Annotated in this window: 17 protein-coding genes; 9 read left to right on the top strand and 8 right to left on the bottom strand. The window is 70.1% G+C overall.

Annotated features, from left to right (window positions below; all coding sequences use genetic code 11):
• Positions 1-209 precede the first annotated feature (209 nt).
• Both RYH80_RS01195 and RYH80_RS01190 read right to left on the bottom strand, forming a co-directional pair.
• Positions 210-1856 (bottom strand): AMP-binding protein, encoded by a 1647-nt coding sequence (locus RYH80_RS01195; RefSeq protein ID WP_370902033.1) that lies wholly within the window; start codon positions 1854-1856, stop codon positions 210-212.
• Positions 1846-2655 carry an alpha/beta fold hydrolase gene (locus tag RYH80_RS01190; protein WP_370902032.1) on the bottom strand — a complete coding sequence of 270 codons (810 nt, stop codon included), beginning with the start codon at positions 2653-2655 and terminating at the stop codon, positions 1846-1848. Before RYH80_RS01190 ends, RYH80_RS01195 begins: the two co-directional genes overlap by 11 nt.
• An 88-nt stretch (positions 2656-2743) precedes the next feature.
• On the opposite strand from RYH80_RS01190, the gene RYH80_RS01185 reads away from it, so the two are divergent.
• Positions 2744-3142: a MaoC family dehydratase gene (locus tag RYH80_RS01185; protein ID WP_370902031.1), complete on the top strand. Its 399-nt coding sequence runs from the start codon at positions 2744-2746 to the stop codon at positions 3140-3142.
• A gap of 170 nt (positions 3143-3312) precedes the next feature.
• Here the strand turns inward: RYH80_RS01185 and RYH80_RS01180 are convergent, their stop codons facing one another.
• Positions 3313-4293 carry a PLP-dependent cysteine synthase family protein gene (locus RYH80_RS01180; RefSeq protein WP_370902030.1) on the bottom strand — a complete coding sequence of 327 codons (981 nt, stop codon included), beginning with the start codon at positions 4291-4293 and terminating at the stop codon, positions 3313-3315.
• 148 nt (positions 4294-4441) lie between these two features.
• Positions 4442-4804 carry a DUF5798 family protein gene (locus RYH80_RS01175; protein WP_370902029.1) on the bottom strand — a complete coding sequence of 121 codons (363 nt, stop codon included), beginning with the start codon at positions 4802-4804 and terminating at the stop codon, positions 4442-4444.
• 376 nt (positions 4805-5180) lie between these two features.
• On the opposite strand from RYH80_RS01175, the gene RYH80_RS01170 reads away from it, so the two are divergent.
• Positions 5181-6773 carry a DUF790 family protein gene (locus RYH80_RS01170; RefSeq protein WP_370902028.1) on the top strand — a complete coding sequence of 531 codons (1593 nt, stop codon included), beginning with the start codon at positions 5181-5183 and terminating at the stop codon, positions 6771-6773.
• Positions 6774-6815: 42 nt separating this feature from the next.
• Here the strand turns inward: RYH80_RS01170 and pyk are convergent, their stop codons facing one another.
• The gene (gene pyk, locus RYH80_RS01165; protein WP_370902027.1) at positions 6816-8570 is read right to left on the bottom strand and encodes a pyruvate kinase; all 1755 of its coding nucleotides are present in this window, start codon (positions 8568-8570) and stop codon (positions 6816-6818) included.
• A gap of 163 nt (positions 8571-8733) precedes the next feature.
• On the opposite strand from pyk, the gene RYH80_RS01160 reads away from it, so the two are divergent.
• Complete coding sequence (locus RYH80_RS01160; protein ID WP_370902026.1) at positions 8734-9639, top strand: 3-hydroxyacyl-CoA dehydrogenase family protein; 906 nt, start codon at positions 8734-8736, stop codon at positions 9637-9639.
• Positions 9636-10463: an enoyl-CoA hydratase/isomerase family protein gene (locus RYH80_RS01155; protein ID WP_370902025.1), complete on the top strand. Its 828-nt coding sequence runs from the start codon at positions 9636-9638 to the stop codon at positions 10461-10463. The genes RYH80_RS01160 and RYH80_RS01155 overlap by 4 nt, the downstream gene beginning before the upstream one ends.
• 43 nt (positions 10464-10506) lie before the next feature.
• On the opposite strand, the gene RYH80_RS01150 is transcribed toward RYH80_RS01155, so the two are convergent.
• Together RYH80_RS01150 and RYH80_RS01145 are read right to left on the bottom strand one after the other, a co-directional pair.
• A complete protein-coding gene (locus RYH80_RS01150) occupies positions 10507-10761 on the bottom strand; it encodes a type II toxin-antitoxin system HicA family toxin (RefSeq protein WP_370902024.1) in 255 nt (84 codons plus the stop codon).
• Positions 10762-10768: 7 nt separating this feature from the next.
• On the bottom strand, positions 10769-11017 hold the full coding sequence (locus RYH80_RS01145; RefSeq protein WP_370902023.1) for a type II toxin-antitoxin system HicB family antitoxin: 249 nt from the start codon (positions 11015-11017) through the stop codon (positions 10769-10771).
• A 116-nt stretch (positions 11018-11133) separates the two neighbouring features.
• Between RYH80_RS01145 and RYH80_RS01140 the strand changes: the two genes are divergently transcribed.
• The 3 genes from RYH80_RS01140 to RYH80_RS01130 all read left to right on the top strand — a co-directional run bounded on the left by RYH80_RS01140 (position 11134) and on the right by RYH80_RS01130 (position 12501).
• Positions 11134-11343, top strand: coding sequence for a type II toxin-antitoxin system HicB family antitoxin (locus RYH80_RS01140; protein WP_370902022.1), 210 nt, complete (start codon positions 11134-11136; stop codon positions 11341-11343).
• A gap of 64 nt (positions 11344-11407) precedes the next feature.
• Positions 11408-11896 (top strand): JAB/MPN domain protein-containing protein, encoded by a 489-nt coding sequence (locus RYH80_RS01135; protein ID WP_370902021.1) that lies wholly within the window; start codon positions 11408-11410, stop codon positions 11894-11896.
• Positions 11897-12066: 170 nt separating this feature from the next.
• Positions 12067-12501, top strand: a complete 435-nt coding sequence (locus RYH80_RS01130) for an FAD synthase family protein (protein WP_370904621.1) — start codon at positions 12067-12069, stop codon at positions 12499-12501.
• Between the two features lie 40 nt (positions 12502-12541).
• Here RYH80_RS01130 and RYH80_RS01125 read toward each other — a convergent pair whose 3' ends face one another.
• Entirely contained in the window at positions 12542-13462 is a 921-nt protein-coding gene (locus RYH80_RS01125) for a DUF1028 domain-containing protein (RefSeq protein WP_370902020.1), read from the bottom strand.
• Between the two features lie 181 nt (positions 13463-13643).
• Here RYH80_RS01125 and RYH80_RS01120 point away from each other — a divergent pair, with 181 nt between their 5' ends.
• Both RYH80_RS01120 and RYH80_RS01115 read left to right on the top strand, forming a co-directional pair.
• A complete protein-coding gene (locus RYH80_RS01120; protein WP_370902019.1) occupies positions 13644-13820 on the top strand; it encodes a hypothetical protein in 177 nt (58 codons plus the stop codon).
• Positions 13821-13940: 120 nt separating this feature from the next.
• Positions 13941-14540: an NUDIX hydrolase gene (locus RYH80_RS01115; RefSeq protein ID WP_370902018.1), complete on the top strand. Its 600-nt coding sequence runs from the start codon at positions 13941-13943 to the stop codon at positions 14538-14540.
• The last annotated feature ends 44 nt before the right edge of the window (positions 14541-14584 follow it).

The raw sequence follows: 14584 nt of genomic DNA, 5'->3' as shown, positions 1-14584 counted from the left end.
GTCGACGACGACCACGACGACGCGGCCCACGGTGACGACCACGACGGCGAAGTCGAAGGCGACGAGCACGGGGAGACCCACGAGGGCGCCGCGACCGACGGCGAGGACGACGCGACCGACGGCGAGGACGACGCGTCCGACGGTAACTGACGTCCGCCGAACCACGAGAGCCGACGCCCGTCGGCGACCACCGAGACGACGACGCAGCGCTACTCTTCGCCGAACCGGTCGCGAACGGCACCGCGGTCGATCTTCGACGGCCCCGAGGTCGGCATCTGGTCGACGAACCGCAGCGACCGCGGGTGTTTGAACCGCGCCAGTCTGTCGTCGAGGAACGAACGCAACTCGTCGAGAGCCAGCGTCTCGTCGCCGACCACGACCGCACGGCCCACGGTCCCCCACTGCTCGTCCGGGACGCCGATCACGATCACCTCCTCGACCTTCGGGTGATCTGCGACCGCGTCCTCGACGGCCGGCGGGTAGACGTTCTCCCCACCCGAGACGAACATGTTCTTTTTGCGCCCCTCGACGTGGTAGTAGCCGTCGTCGTCGACTCGCGCGAGGTCACCCGTCGACACCCACCCGGATCGCTCGGTAGCGCCGTCGGAGGTGTCGCCCGCCGCGGGGCCGAAGGTCCCGCGACTCTCCGCCGGGTTGCGCCAGTAGCGGTCTGCCGCGTGGGGACCCGACAGTTCCAGTTCGCCGACCTCGCCGGCCGGCAGTTCCTCGCCAGCCTCGTCGACGACGCGGGCGTCGACGTGCATCGCCGGGACGCCGACGGAGTCGGCCTTCTCGCGGGGCCACCCGTCCGGCATCGCGAAGTTGTTCGGCCCACACTCCGTCAGCCCGTATCCCTGCGAGAGGTCGACGCCACGGTCCCACCACGCCTCCAGCACGGACTGGCGACACGGGCCACCCCCGGACTTCGCGACCCGTAGCGAAGAGAGGTCCGTCTCCGCCCAGCGGTCGTGGCTCGCCATCGTCCGCAACACCGCCGGCACCGCGACGAGGACGCTCCCGTCGCGCTCGTCGATCAGTCGCAACACCTGCCCGGCGTCGAACTCGCGTGCGATCACGACGGTGCCACCGAGGTGGAACAGCGGCACCGTGATCACGTTCCACCCGCCGGTGTGGAACATCGGGAACGTCATCGGCGTCGTGTCCGCCGGCCGGAGGCCCCACGCCGTGATCGTGTTGAAGGAGTTCCACAACACCTGCCGGTGTGGGATCACCGTCTCCTTCGGCACCCCCGTCGAGCCGCCGGTGTGCAAGAAGAGGTGTGGGTCCTCGCGGGACACGGCCGGCCGGTCGACGGGCGTGTCGTCCGCCGGGAGTGTGTCCGTCCACGTGGTGTCCGCCGCCGCGACGACGGCGGACTCCTCGTCTGCTGCCGTGCCGGTAGCGACCGGTCCGTCGCCGACCGCGACGACGGTGAGATCCGTGGCCACGTCGAACGCCTCGTGTGCGAGCACGTCCGCGACCAACTCGGCGAACGGCGCCTCGACGACGAGCACCTCCGGGTCCACGTCCGAGAGCATCGACGCCAACTCCGGCGGCGCGAGGCGGTGTGACAGCGGCGCCAACACCGCGCCCAGTTTCCCGGTCGCGAAGAAGAGGTCGACCAGCTCCGGTCGGTTCCGCGAGATGGCCGCCACACGGTCGCTCTTCTTCACGCCCGCCGCACGACAGAGCCGCGCCGCGCGGTTCGCGCGGTCGTCCAACTCCGCGTACGTGTACTCCGTCTCCGTCGTCGCGTCGACGAGCCCGACGCGGTCCGGCGAGAGCCGACGACGGCGTGCGCTCCAGTCACCCACCCACTCGTCGGCCGGCGGCGCGGCGACGAACTCAGACCCCATCGAGGAACGCCTCCAGCGTGTCGTTCACGCGCTCCGCCTCTTCGAGGAAGAACAGGTGCGACCCGTCGTCGATCCACTCCGTCTCGGCGTGAGAGAGTGCGTCCGCGAGCAGTTCCCCGTTCGCGACCGGGAGCACGCGGTCGGCGGTGCCGTGTGCGATCAGCACCGGCAGGGACAACTCGTCGAGTTCGCCGCTGACGTCGAACGCCTCGACGGCCGCGGCCTGCGCCTGCCGTGCGGCCGGCGGCGCGTCGCTGTCGAGTCGCCAGTCGACGATCCGCTCGATCAGGTCGGGGTTCGCGTCTGCGAACCCGTCCGACAGCGCCGGCTGCATCTTGTACCGGATCGCCTCGCGCTCGTCGGCGTCGTCGGGCACGTCGAACATCCGCGCCAGCGTCGCGTCCGGCGTCGGCACCGCGTCGTCGCCGCCCGGCGAGGTACACAACAGTGCCAGTGACGCCGCCCGGTCGTAGTCGAGGGCGTACCGCTGGGCGATCATCCCACCCATACTCGCGCCGACGACGTGGGCCGTCTCGACGCCCGCGTCGGCCAACACGGCCTCCGTGTCGGCGGCCATCTGCGCGATCGTGTACGGGCCCTCGGGTGCGTCCGACTCGCCGGTCCCCCGGTTGTCCGGGAGCACGAGGTGGTAGTCGTCGGCCAGTACGTCGGCCTGTCGGTGCCACATCCACCGGCCGTACCCGAGTCCTTCGAGGAACACCACCGTCTCGGCGTCTGCCGCCGGCTGCCCCCGCTCCTCGTAGGCGATCTCGACGCCCGCTCGTGTGACTGTCTCCATACGCCCGAGTGGCGTGGCCTGCGACTTCAACCACCCGTTTCACATGTTAACCCGGGTGTTTTCGCCGGACGGTCGTCGACTCGTGGGTATGCCAGTCGCAGCCGTCGGCGACACGGAACGCGCCGAGCGCACCGTCACGACCGAGACGATCAACGAGTACGCCGCCGTCACGGGGGACGACAACCCGCTCCACGTCGACGCCGACTACGCGAGCGAGGGGCTGTTCGGCGGCCGCGTCGCCCACGGGATGTTCACCGCGGGCGTCGTCAGCGCCGCCCTCGCCGCGCTCCCGGGTGACATCGTCTACGTCGCACAGGAGTTCTCCTTCGAGGCGCCGGTCCGTCCCGACGAGACGGTCGTCGCAGACGTCGAGGTCGTCGAGCACCTCGGCGACGACCGCCTGCGGGTCGAGACGACCGCGACGGTCGACGGCGAGACGGTCTTGCGCGGCGAGGCGACGATCCTCTCGGTGCCACACGAACCGTGAGCCGCCGACACCGGTCGTGAGCCGTCGACACCGGTCGTGAGCCGTCGACACCGGTCGTGAGCCGTCGACACCGGTCGTGAGCCGTCGCTCCCGAGAGAGCGATGCGTAGGAACGGCACCGAACGAACGATCCGTCGCGTCGCCCCGGAGCGACTCGTCGGGTCGCCGAATCTACCCCTCCCACTCCTCGAAGGAACGGTAGACACCCTTCGAGAGGTACCGTTCGGAGGAGTCACAGAACACGGTGACGACACTGTCGTGTGGGGCGTCCACCTCGCCGTCGCGGACGTCGCGCGCCACCTGTCGCGCCGCCAGCGAGTTCGCGGCCGCGCTGGAGGCGACGAGTTGCCCCTCCTCGGCGGCGAGTCGCTGCATCTCCGCGTGGGTGTCCTCGTCGGGGACCGTGAGGAGGTCGTCGATCAGTTCGGGGTCGACCAGCCGGTTCGTCTCCGTGTCGTGAGTGCCGATCCCCTCCGTCTTGTACTCGCCCTCCTCGGGGTCCTCGCCGAAGAGGTCGCCGTACGTCGACCCCTCGGGTTGGACGGCGACGATACGCGTGTCCGGGTTCCGTTCCAGCGCGTACTCGGCCAGCCCCATCAGCGTCCCGCCGGTGCCCATCCCGGCGACGAGCGCGCCGACCTCGCCGTCGAGCGCCTCGTAGATCTCCGGCGCGGTCGTCTCGTAGTGGGCCTCCGCGTTCAGCGGGTTCGCGAACTGCTGGGGGACGGCTGCGCCGTCCAATTCCTCGGCGAGTTCGTGTGCGCGGTCGATGGCGCCACCCATCCCCTCGTCGGTGGGGGTGTTGATCACGTCCGCACCGAGGGCGCGCATCAACTGCTGTTTCTCGACGGAGAAGCGCTCGGGGACGACGAAGACGGCGTCGAGGCCGAGCTGCCCGGCGGCGACGGCCAATCCGATCCCGGTGTTGCCCGCGGTGGGTTCCACGACGGTGCCGTCGGGCGGGAGGGTCCCCTCCTCGATCATCCCCTCCAGCATGTACTTCCCGATCCGGTCTTTCACCGACGCGCCGGGGTTGAACGACTCCAGTTTCGCGTAGACGGGCACCGCGTCCGGCGAGGCCGCGACCCGCACCAGCGGCGTCTCGCCCACGGTGTCCATCACGGAGTCGAGCGGTTCGGTGTGAGTCGTCACGGCTGGCAAGAGTTGCCCCGACTATCTGTATCTTGCTGTCGCGAGGTGCGAGTCGTCGCCGGTCGCGGAGTCGTCCGTTCGGGTTCATCACCGGCCGCGGAGTCGGTCCCCGACGCGTGGCCGGACGCCACCGGAGGCGGTGTGTCGATCAGTTCTCGTTCTGACTCTGGCTCTGCCCGTCGCCGCTGTCTGCGGCCGCCTCGGCGTCGCCGGCGTCGGCCGCAGCCTCGGCCTCGGCCTCGCGGTCTGCGACCGTGCGACCCTCCGGTTCGGGGTACTCCAGGTCCGCGAGGACGGCCTCCGTGTCGACCCCTTCCTCGTCGGCCAGCGCCTCGACGATGGCTCGCGTCTCGGCGAGTTCGCGGCGGAGTTCGGCGGTGTCCGTCTCGGCGCTGTCGACGGCGCCCTGCAGCTGCTGGATCTCCTTCCGCATCTGGTTGATCCGCTTGAACAGCTTCTCTGCGATGTCGGCGACCTTCTGGAGCTTCTTGGCCGTGCTTCCGAGTCCCATGTGTCGCGGTTCGGGCCCGCGACTGTGTGTCTTCCGGTGGCGTCGCCTCGGTGGGGAGGGGTGCAGCGCTGGGCCACACCCCGATACATCTCACCACACCGCACCACACCTCACCTCACCACACCGCACCACACCTCACCACACCGCCCAGCCCACACACCTCCCCAGCCGACTCGCTCACTCCGTTCGCGAGCCCCTTGCGCGGCTCACGGGTCACTCCGTTCCCCGTTCGCAGTCGAGGCGCTCGTTTCACTCGCGCCTCGCACGCGCCACCGCAGTCGGGTGTGGGCAGGTGGCGTCCCCAGTGTAGGGTCGTCGGAGTATCCCCGCCGTCGAGAGCCGACAGGTGTACGACGCCGGCCACCCGAGTGCGCGTGTGCTCACGAAGGACCTCCGTCGGATCTCCAGAGCCGGCGGCGGCTACCACCCGCAGTTCGTCGGGGACGACGACGAGGCCCGACGACTCGCGGCGCGCGTGATCGGGGTCTACCAGGGTCACGTCGGGGAGCGACGCCGCGATCTCGAGGAGGCGCTGGAGACCGTCGAGCGCGAGACGGACGACTTCAAGCTCGTCCGCGGGTTCGCGAAGCTGTTGGAGCGGTCGGCGACGTTCGAGACGCGCGCGCCGTTGCCGCCCGATCGCGTCCGCCGGGCGGTCTTCGAGGCGGCCGAGTCGGTCGGCGTCACGGACGAGACGGAGCGCCGCGAGGCACTGGCCGACGCCGCCGACGGGCTCGGGACGGAGCCGGAGACCGTCGAGCGGTCGCTGTACGCAGACCGCGACGCCGAGCAGGTGTTGGCAGACCTCGACGCGGACCCCACGCCGGCGTCGCTGTGCGTCCGGTACGACTTCGCGCTGGCGGCCGCGTCGCTACTCGACGCGACGGAGGTACGACTGCGCTCCTCGGACCCCGCCGCGCTCGTCTCGGCCGTCAAACGGAACGGCCTGTTGTACGAGGTGTACGACACGAGTGAGTCCGCCTCCGAATCCGGCGCGACCGGCGACTCCGCCGACGCGACCCTCTCGACGCGGGAGGTAGTCGTCACCGGGCCAGACGCGCTGTTCCGGCGGACGCGCCGCTACGGGACGGCGTTCGCGGACCTGCTGCGGACCGTCGCGCGCACGGCGACCCGGTGGGAGCTGACGGCGACGGTCGACGACCGCGGCCGCGAGCGCACGCTGGAACTGTCCGACGCCGACGTACCGGTCCCGTCGGGTGATCCGACCGGCGAACCGGCGTTCGACTCGGGCGTCGAGTCCGCCTTCGCCGCGCGGTTCCGCGCGCTGGAGGTGGACTGGACGCTCGTCCGCGAGCCGGAACCGCTGCGCGTCGACGGTCCGGACGGGGAGACGCGGGTCGCCGTCCCCGACTTCGCGTTCGTGTACGACCACGCCGACTTCCGTCTGTTCTTCGAGGTGATGGGGTTCTGGACGCCAGAGTACGTCGAGAAGAAGCTGGCGCAGTTCCGCGGGCTGGAGGACGTGGCGCTGCTCGTCGCCGTCGACGCATCGCTGGGCGTCGGCGAGGCGGTCGCCGCGACCGGCGCGGAGGTGATCGAGTACGACGGAACGGTCCGCCCGAAACCCGTGGTCGACGTGCTGCGACGCTACGAGACGGACCTGCGCGAGACGGCGACCGCGGATCTCCCCGCCGAACTGGTCCCCGACGCCGACGCGGTGGGCGTGGCGACGCTGGCCGCGGAGTACGGCGTCCCCGAGTCCGCGCTCGACGACGTGTCGCTCCCCGACCACGAGCGGGTCGGCGACACGTTCGTCCGCCCGGCGGTGTTGGAGCGTGTTCGGGACCGACTGGAGCCGGGGATGGAGTTCGAGACGGCGAGCGAGTGGCTCGCGGACGCCGGGGTCCCGGACGCGAACGCCGCCCTCACGCGACTCGGCTACCGCGTCGCGTGGGAGGGGCTCGGCGGCGGCACGCTAGAGCGGGTGGCGGACGACGGTGGGGAGTGAGGAGTCGAGACGGGGAAGATCGGGCGATGTGGAGCGCCGAGCCTACCGTTTCCGCGCCTGTCGGATCACGTCACCCTCGTAGACGACGCCACGCTCGGCGTCGACGGTGATCGTGTCCCCGTCCCCGAGCCGGTCCGGCAGCGGCGCGCCCGACACCATCGGAATCTGCCGCTCGCGGGCGACGATCGCCGGATAGCCCGTCATCCCGGCGCGGGCGTCGACGATCCCACCCAGGCGGCCGGTGTCGCCGTGGAACTCCCCCTCGAACGTCGCCGGCAGGTAGGCGACGGCGCCCTCGGGGAACGCGGAGAGGTCTCCGTCGTCGATCCGCCGGAGCGGCCCACAGACGCGACCACCGACGACGTGGCGACCAGTCGCGACCGTCTCGGCGGCGACGTGGACCTTCAGCGTGTTCGTCGTGTTCCCCTCCAACTCCGTCATCATCCCGGAGAGCACGACCAACGTGTCGCCCGACTCGGCGACGCCCGCGTCGAGCGCGGCGTCGACCGCGTCGTCCATGATCGCCTCGACGCTGTCCGAGTACCCCGACGCGACCGGGTGGACGCCCCACGACAGCGCCAACTGGCGACGGACCCTGTCGGCGGGCGTCGTCGCGATCACGGGCACGCCCGGACGGAACTTCGCGGTCTTGCGAGCGGTGTAGCCGGACTCGGAGGCGGCGACGACCGCCGCGGCGTCCGTGTCGCGGGCGAGGAACCGCGCCGAGCGCGCCAGTGCCTCCGTCCGGGAGTCGTCGTCCGCCAGCGGGACACGTTCCTCGCGAACCTCCGCGTACTCGTCGCTGGACTCCACCTGGCGGACGATCCGGTCCATCGTCTCGACCACGTGGACCGGGTCCTCGCCGATGGCCGTCTCCCCGGAGAGCATCACCGCGTCCGTCCCGTCCAAGACGGCGTTGGCCACGTCCGACGCCTCCGCGCGGGTAGGGCGCCGCTCGGAGACCATCGAGTCCAGCATCTCCGTCGCGGTGATCACCGGCGTCCCAGTCTCGACGCAGGTCCGGATGATCCGTTTCTGAATCATCGGCACGTCCTCCAGCGGACACTCGACCCCGAGGTCACCGCGGGCGACCATCACGCCGTACGCCGCGTCGACGATCCCCGCCAGGTTCTCGACCGCGCCGCGGCGTTCGATCTTCGCGACGACCGGTACGTTGCCGGCGCCGCGCGCCTCAAGTGCGTCTTGGACGGCGTGGACGTCCGCGGCGTCGCGGACGAACGACGCGGCGACGAAGTCGACGTCTTCCGCGGCGGCCACGTCGAGTTCCGCCGCGTCGCTGTCCGTCACCGGGTCCAAGTCGAGGTCGACGCCCGGGAGGTTCACCCCCTTCCGCGAGGCCAACTCGCCGCCGGAGTCGACCGTCGCCGTCACCTCGTCGCCGTCGACGGCGGTGACCGTCGTCTCGATCCGGCCGTCGTCGAGAAGAATTCGGTCGCCCGGTTCGGCCGACGCGACAGTGTACGACAGGCCGACTCGCTCGGGCGTCGCGTCCTCACCGCGGTAGAAGGTCACTTCCGAGTCCGTCTCTAACTGGACCGTGCCGTCGATCTCGGCCGTTCGGATCTCCGGGCCCTGGAGGTCGAGCATCGCCGCCAACGGTCGCCGCGCGGCGTCGTCGACCGCCCGGATCGTCCGCACCAGCGCCGCCCGGTCCTCGGTCGTCCCGTGACTGGCGTTGAGCCGTGCCACCGACATCCCCGCGTCCGCGAGCGCCCGAACCGTCGCCTCGTCGTCCGAGGCGGGTCCCAGCGTGCAGACGATCTTCGCGCGTCGCATCCTTGCTCGGCAGTCTCTCCACCGCACGGATAAGTCTTCGAGTTACGACTCGGGGGCGAGTACCCGTCTTGGAGCCGTGTGGACGGCCGCCGACGTCGAGCCACGACACCGGCCTCGCGCGAGACCACCGCAGTTTTTGCCTCCTCGGGTCGCTCTCGGAGGTATGGACGCCGACACGCAGACGACGGTGTGTGTCCTCGGTGCGGGGACGATGGGACGCGGCATCGCGTACGCCTGTGCCGTCGCGGGACTCCCGGTGCGGCTCCGCGACGTGGACGACCAGCAGTTGGCCGAGGCCGAGTCGTACCTCGACGACACGCTGGCGGGCGGGGTCGAGCGGGACCTCCTCACGCAGGCGGAGGCGGACGCGGCCCGCGACCGCGTGACCACGACGACGGATCTCGCGGCGGCCGCCGACGGCGTCGACGTTGCCGTCGAGGCCGTCCCGGAGGACCTCGAACTCAAGCGCTCCGTGCTCTCGGAGGCGGAGGAGCACGTCCCGGCGGACGCAGTGGTCGCGTCGAACACCTCCTCGCTGCCGTTGACGAGCGTCGCGGCCGCGCTGGACGACCCGGAGCGGGCCGTCGGACTCCACTTCTTCAACCCGGTTCACGCGATGGACCTCGTGGAGGTCGTCCTCGCCGAGCAGACGAGCGCCGCCGTCCGGGAGTTGGCGGAGTCGTTCGTCGACACGCTCGGGAAGACGGCGGTGACGGTGACGGACGCGCCGGGGTTCGCCACCTCGCGACTCGGCGCCCTGCAGGGTGTCGAAGCGATCCGGATGCTGGAGACCGGCGTCGCGGACCCCCGCGACGTGGACGCCGGGATGGAACTCGGCTACGGTCACCCGATGGGGCCCATCGAGTTGACGGACGTGGTCGGGCTCGACGTGCGACTCGACATCCTCGAACACCTCCGCGAGGAGTTGGGCGAGCGGTTCAAACCGCCCGCGCTGCTCCGGCGGAAGGTGCGTGCCGGGAAACTCGGGAAGAAGACCGGCGAGGGGTTCTACGTCTGGGAGGACGGGGAGATCGTCGGCGTCGCCGACGGCGTCGGGGTGGAGCGATGAGCGACGACGCGAGCGGACTCCTCGCGGCGACGGCCGGCAACGAGTTCGTCGAGGCGACGGTGGGCGAGCGCGGCGAGGGGGTCGCGACGGTCGTGATCGACCGCCCGGACGCGCGCAACGCTCTGAACGCGACGGTCAGGACGGAGTTGCAGGCGGCCTTCGAGGCCGTCGCCGACGACGACGCGGTGCGCGTGGTCGTACTCACCGGCGCCGACGACGCGGGGGCGTTCGTCGCGGGCGCGGACGTGACGGAACTGCGCGAGCGCTCGGCCGTCGAACAGCGCGCCGCCAGCGAGTTCCCGCGCGTGTACGAGACCGTCGCGGACTGTCCCGTCCCGGTGATCGCACGGATCGGCGGCCACGCGCTCGGCGGGGGCTGTGAACTCGCACAGGCGTGTGACGTACGGATCGCGAGCGAGGACGCCAAACTCGGCCAGCCGGAGATCGGCCTCGGACTGATCCCCGGCGGCGGCGGTACACAACGGCTCCCGCGACTCGTCGGCGAGGGCCAAGCACTACGGATGATCCTCTCGGGGGAGCTGCTCGACGCCACCGAGGCCGCCGAGATCGGGCTCGTCGAGGAGGCGGTCCCGGCGGCGGCGTTGGACGAGACGGTCGACGAGTTGGCGAGCCAGATCGCCGCCCACAGTCCGCTGGCGGTGCGGCGCGCGAAGGAGGCGGTGCGTGCGGCCGCGGAGAAGCCACTCGACGACGGGCTGGCGTACGAGCGCGAACTGTTCGTCGGGCTGTTCGACTCCCACGACACCAACGAGGGGATCGACGCTTTCCTCGAGGATCGTGACCCCGAGTTCCGGGGAGAGTGATCCTCGCCGGCTCGTTCACCCACTCCCCGGTCGCCCCCGCGTCTCAGCAGTTTTCGTCGAGCCAGTCTTTGAACCGTTGGAAGTCACGCATACCGGCTTGTTCTCCGATCTCTCTGAGGGTCCCCTCCGACAGTTCGTCGTGGAGTGGGACCGGAACGGTCCGTGCGTCTGCGTCGTGATCGGCCGGTGGATTCCAGACGAGAATTGCGTGATCGCCGCTGATTCGGTCGAGTTCGTAGATCCCGCTTCCGACCATCACCGACACCACCTCGTCGCCAGAGAAGGGAGAGTGAGACACTGTCGACTCACTCGAACAGGTCCGACTCGTCGAGTGGTGTCGACTCGTTGTCGTCCGGATCGATTCCGAGAGCGGCCAACTCCGCGTCGGTCGGCTCGGAGCCTGCACCGTGGTACGCCGCGATGGCTTCGTCCAAGTTGTCCAACGCCTCCGTTCGTGTCTCTCCCTGCGAGGTCACGCCGGTCTCGGTGTCGCGTGCAACCCACCAGTCTCCCTCGTCGGTGAGTGTGATGGTCGGGTCTAGTTCCGTACTCATCTCGGCCAGAAGTGGGTCGTCTCCACGCCTAAACCTTCGGGAGAGTGGCCCATCTGGGCAACACACGACGGCGCTCCCGTCCGAGTTTTTATTACCTATAACGACTCAGTCCGGGTGTGACCACGAGGCGAGAGATCACGCTCCACGAGGAAGACGACGGATGGTGGTCGGCGGTCGACGAAGAGACTGGAGTCGCCTCACAGGGACCGAATCGACAGGCAGCGCTGTCGAATCTAGACGAGGCACTGTCGGTGACGGCTGCGGCAGAAGCCGACCAGACGAAGCCACCGGAGCCCGACGCTCCCTGGTTCGACGAACACCGGTGAGTGTGTCGACCCACTCACCGACGGCATCGACACCCTCTTGCCTCGACCGCTCGGAGCGTTCGTCATGGGCCTGTTCCGGTCGAGCGAACTCCTCGGAATCGCCGAGGAGACGCTGGAGTTCGTCCTCGAGGCGTCGCGCGACGCCCACCCGAACGAGTACATGGCGTTCTTCCAGGGGACGCCCGCCGCCCAGTTGGACCTCGACCGGAGCGGCACGGTGATCACGGACGTGTGGGTGATCCCCGGGACGTCCTCGAACTCCGTCTCGGCGACGGTCCGCGAGAACCAGATCCCGGCCGGCGGGAAGGCCGTCGGCTCCGTCCACTCGCACCCGAACGGCGTGTTGCGACCGAGCGACGCCGACTTGGGCACCTTCCACGCGGGGAAGGTCCACGTCATCGTCGGCGCGCCGTACGGGCGCGACGACTGGCGGGCGTTCGACCGCGACGGCGAGCCGACGGAGTTGGCCGTGTTGGAGGTGCCGTTGCCGGGCGACGAGGCGTTCTTCGACTTCGACCAGTCCGACATCGACGCGGAGTTGTACGACGAATGACTCGCGAGCACGACGACGGCCAGACCGTGGCCGACGGCGGAGACGGTGTACCGACGACCGACGAGACAGGTGACGATGGAGTGGGGGACGGGACCGGCGGTGGACCGACGGCGACCGGCGACGGGACGACGACCACCGACGACGACACCGCCGCCGACCCCGACGACCGTGTGGTGCTCGCACAGGGGACCTTCGACCTGATCCACCCGGGCCACCTCCACTACCTCTCGGAGGCGGCGCGGCACGGCGACACACTCCACGTCGTCGTCGCCCGCCGCGAGAACGTGACACACAAGCCCACGCCGGTGTGTCCGGACCGACAGCGCCGGGACGTACTCGACGCGCTGTCGGTCGTCGACGAGGCACACGTCGGCCACCCGGACGACTACTTCGTCCCCGTCGAACGGATCGACCCGGACGTGATCGTGTTGGGGTTCGACCAACACCACGACGCCGACGCGATCCGCGAGCAACTCCGCGAGCGCGGTCTCGACTGCGAGGTGACGCGCGCGACGGGTCGGGAACCGGCCTACGACGGCGAGATCCTCTCGACGAACGAGATCGTCGACCGGCTGGTCGAGCGGCGCGAGCGCGACGGCGAGTAACTGCGTCGGGTGGGTGTCGGGCCGGGATCGCGCCGACCGATCACACCCGGTCGTACTGCGAGAGACCGTGCCAGATGGCGTCGACCATCCGCGCCTCCCCCTCGCCCTCGGCGTCGTCCCAGCCGTCCGCGAGGGCGTCCTCGATCACGGGGAGCGGGTGGTTCTCGAAGTTGTTCATCCCGCGGAACGCCTCCAGTGCCTCGCGTTCCGCCTCGCCGAACGTCGTGGTCGGCTCCCCGTCGTAGAACCCCAACTCGGAGAGCGTCTCGGCGACCGCACGCGCCGTCTCGCCGTCGAGTTCGCGCGTCTCGTCTGGTTCCTCGCGTTCCAACAACGTCACGTCGTACAGCTTGAACACCCGCTCCAGTTCCGCGATGGGTGTCTCGTGGTCGTCGACGCGCACGTCCACCCAGCGGTCGTTGTTGCCGTCGTAGCCGCCCTCGGGTTTGGCGACGTACAGCGCCGCGCCCTGCTCGCCACGCGAGTCGCCGCCGGCCTCGTTGCCCGCGTGTAGCGCCGCGAGCAGCGCCTCCGGCAGTCCCTCGCCGTCGTCGCGGCGGGTCTCGAACGTCTCGGCCATCGCGTCCAGGGTCGCCTCGTTCTCGAGGATGTTCCCCTGGACGGTGTACGTCTCCCCCTGCCGGTCGCCGGCGTAGTCGAAACACTCCGCGCCGGTGAACGCCGCGACGGAGCCGTCCTGGCCGACGACCCCCACCTGGCGCTGTGGCGCCTCGGGATCCTCGTCGGTGAGTCGCTCGACCACCTCGGCGGCGGTGTGACCCTCCCGCAGGAGGTCGAGACCGTCGGGGCCGTAGGCGACGTTGGCGAAACTCTGCGTGGCGACCGCGCCGGCGTCGGCGCTCGCGAACGGGACCACGCTGCCCACGCTCACGAACTTCGACTGGACCGCGACGCCGACCGCGTCCGTCTCCGGGTCTCGCGCGACGATAGAGAACGTCATCGTCTCCCGGTGTGTCGCGCCCCGTGAAAAGCGTTCACGCGCCGGGGGTCTCTGCCAGGAGTCTGGTCGCTCCGGCAGTCGACTCGGAGAGCACACTGCTCACGACCGAAGTACACTCACACGGTTGGGAAGAAACGTTCGTAGAGAAACGTTTAGGTTCCACTCTGTCGGCCTGGTACGTGTGACCAGAGTGACCCAGAGAGTCCGCCGCGGATTCGTTCTCGTGATGCTCGGACTCACGGTCGCCATCCTCGCGACCGGCGGTGACCTCGAAGGGTTCGCCAGTTGGGCGATACCGGCGACCATCGTCGTGAGTATCGGCCTGAAGATCGTCGGAGACAGGCTGTACGCAGAGTGACTGCTACCAGAGATATTCGATCCCAAATCTGGGACGACGAACCTCGGATCGTCTCGTCGGAGTCACAGCACCGTTGCACCAGACGGCAAGGATAAACCGCTACCGGCCCAGACGAGAGGTATGGACTACGAGGCGGTGGCCGCACACACGCCGACGCGGGTGGCGTCCGCTCCGCGGCGGGCCGCCGTGCTCGCGCCGATCTTCGAGCGGGACGGCGTCGCGCACGTGCTGTTCACGCGCCGTGCCGACGACCTCGGGGAACACCCGGGGCAGATGAGCTTCCCCGGCGGCGGCGCGGAGCCGGAGGACGCCGACCTCACCGCAACCGCACTCCGCGAGGCGGACGAGGAGATCGGCCTCCGTCCGTCGGAGGTCACGGTCGTCGGGGAACTCGACGGGATCGAGACGGTCTCGGAGTACGCCGTCACCCCGTTCGTGGGGCGGGTGCCGGACCGCGAGTACGTCCCCGACGACCGCGAAGTGGCGGAGGTCGTCCCCCTCGCGGTGCCGGCCCTGTGTGATCGCGCCAACTACGAGTCGGAGCGGCGCGACCACCCGCAGTACGGCTCGATCCGCCTCCACTTCTTCCACGTCGACGGCTACACCGTCTGGGGTGCGACGGGTCGGATGCTCGTCCAACTGCTGGAGCTGGGCACCGACTGGCGCGTCCCCGAGGCCGTCGACCGCGTCGTCGACCACGACGCCGAGTTCCCGACCTGAGTCGGGCGGACACTGTAGCGACGGTCACTCCGTCGTGGTGACGC

This window comes from Halobaculum sp. MBLA0147 (genome assembly GCF_041361345.1).
In the GTDB taxonomy this organism is placed as follows: domain Archaea; phylum Halobacteriota; class Halobacteria; order Halobacteriales; family Haloferacaceae; genus JAHENP01.
Note: the sequence above shows the minus strand (reverse complement) of the source record. Positions and strands in the feature narration are given on the sequence as shown.

What these genes read in the sequence shown, in the direction of transcription:
- RYH80_RS01155 (WP_370902025.1), top strand. Translation starts at nt 9,636, where the DNA reads ATGAGCGACGACGCGAGCGGACTCCTCGCGGCGACGGCCGGCAACGAG.
- RYH80_RS01195 (WP_370902033.1), bottom strand. Translation starts at nt 1,856, where the DNA reads ATGGGGTCTGAGTTCGTCGCCGCGCCGCCGGCCGACGAGTGGGTGGGT.
- RYH80_RS01135 (WP_370902021.1), top strand. Translation starts at nt 11,408, where the DNA reads ATGGGCCTGTTCCGGTCGAGCGAACTCCTCGGAATCGCCGAGGAGACG.
- RYH80_RS01160 (WP_370902026.1), top strand. Translation starts at nt 8,734, where the DNA reads ATGGACGCCGACACGCAGACGACGGTGTGTGTCCTCGGTGCGGGGACG.
- RYH80_RS01145 (WP_370902023.1), bottom strand. Translation starts at nt 11,017, where the DNA reads ATGAGTACGGAACTAGACCCGACCATCACACTCACCGACGAGGGAGAC.
- RYH80_RS01185 (WP_370902031.1), top strand. Translation starts at nt 2,744, where the DNA reads ATGCCAGTCGCAGCCGTCGGCGACACGGAACGCGCCGAGCGCACCGTC.
- RYH80_RS01115 (WP_370902018.1), top strand. Translation starts at nt 13,941, where the DNA reads ATGGACTACGAGGCGGTGGCCGCACACACGCCGACGCGGGTGGCGTCC.
- RYH80_RS01175 (WP_370902029.1), bottom strand. Translation starts at nt 4,804, where the DNA reads ATGGGACTCGGAAGCACGGCCAAGAAGCTCCAGAAGGTCGCCGACATC.
- pyk (WP_370902027.1), bottom strand. Translation starts at nt 8,570, where the DNA reads ATGCGACGCGCGAAGATCGTCTGCACGCTGGGACCCGCCTCGGACGAC.
- RYH80_RS01125 (WP_370902020.1), bottom strand. Translation starts at nt 13,462, where the DNA reads ATGACGTTCTCTATCGTCGCGCGAGACCCGGAGACGGACGCGGTCGGC.
- RYH80_RS01190 (WP_370902032.1), bottom strand. Translation starts at nt 2,655, where the DNA reads ATGGAGACAGTCACACGAGCGGGCGTCGAGATCGCCTACGAGGAGCGG.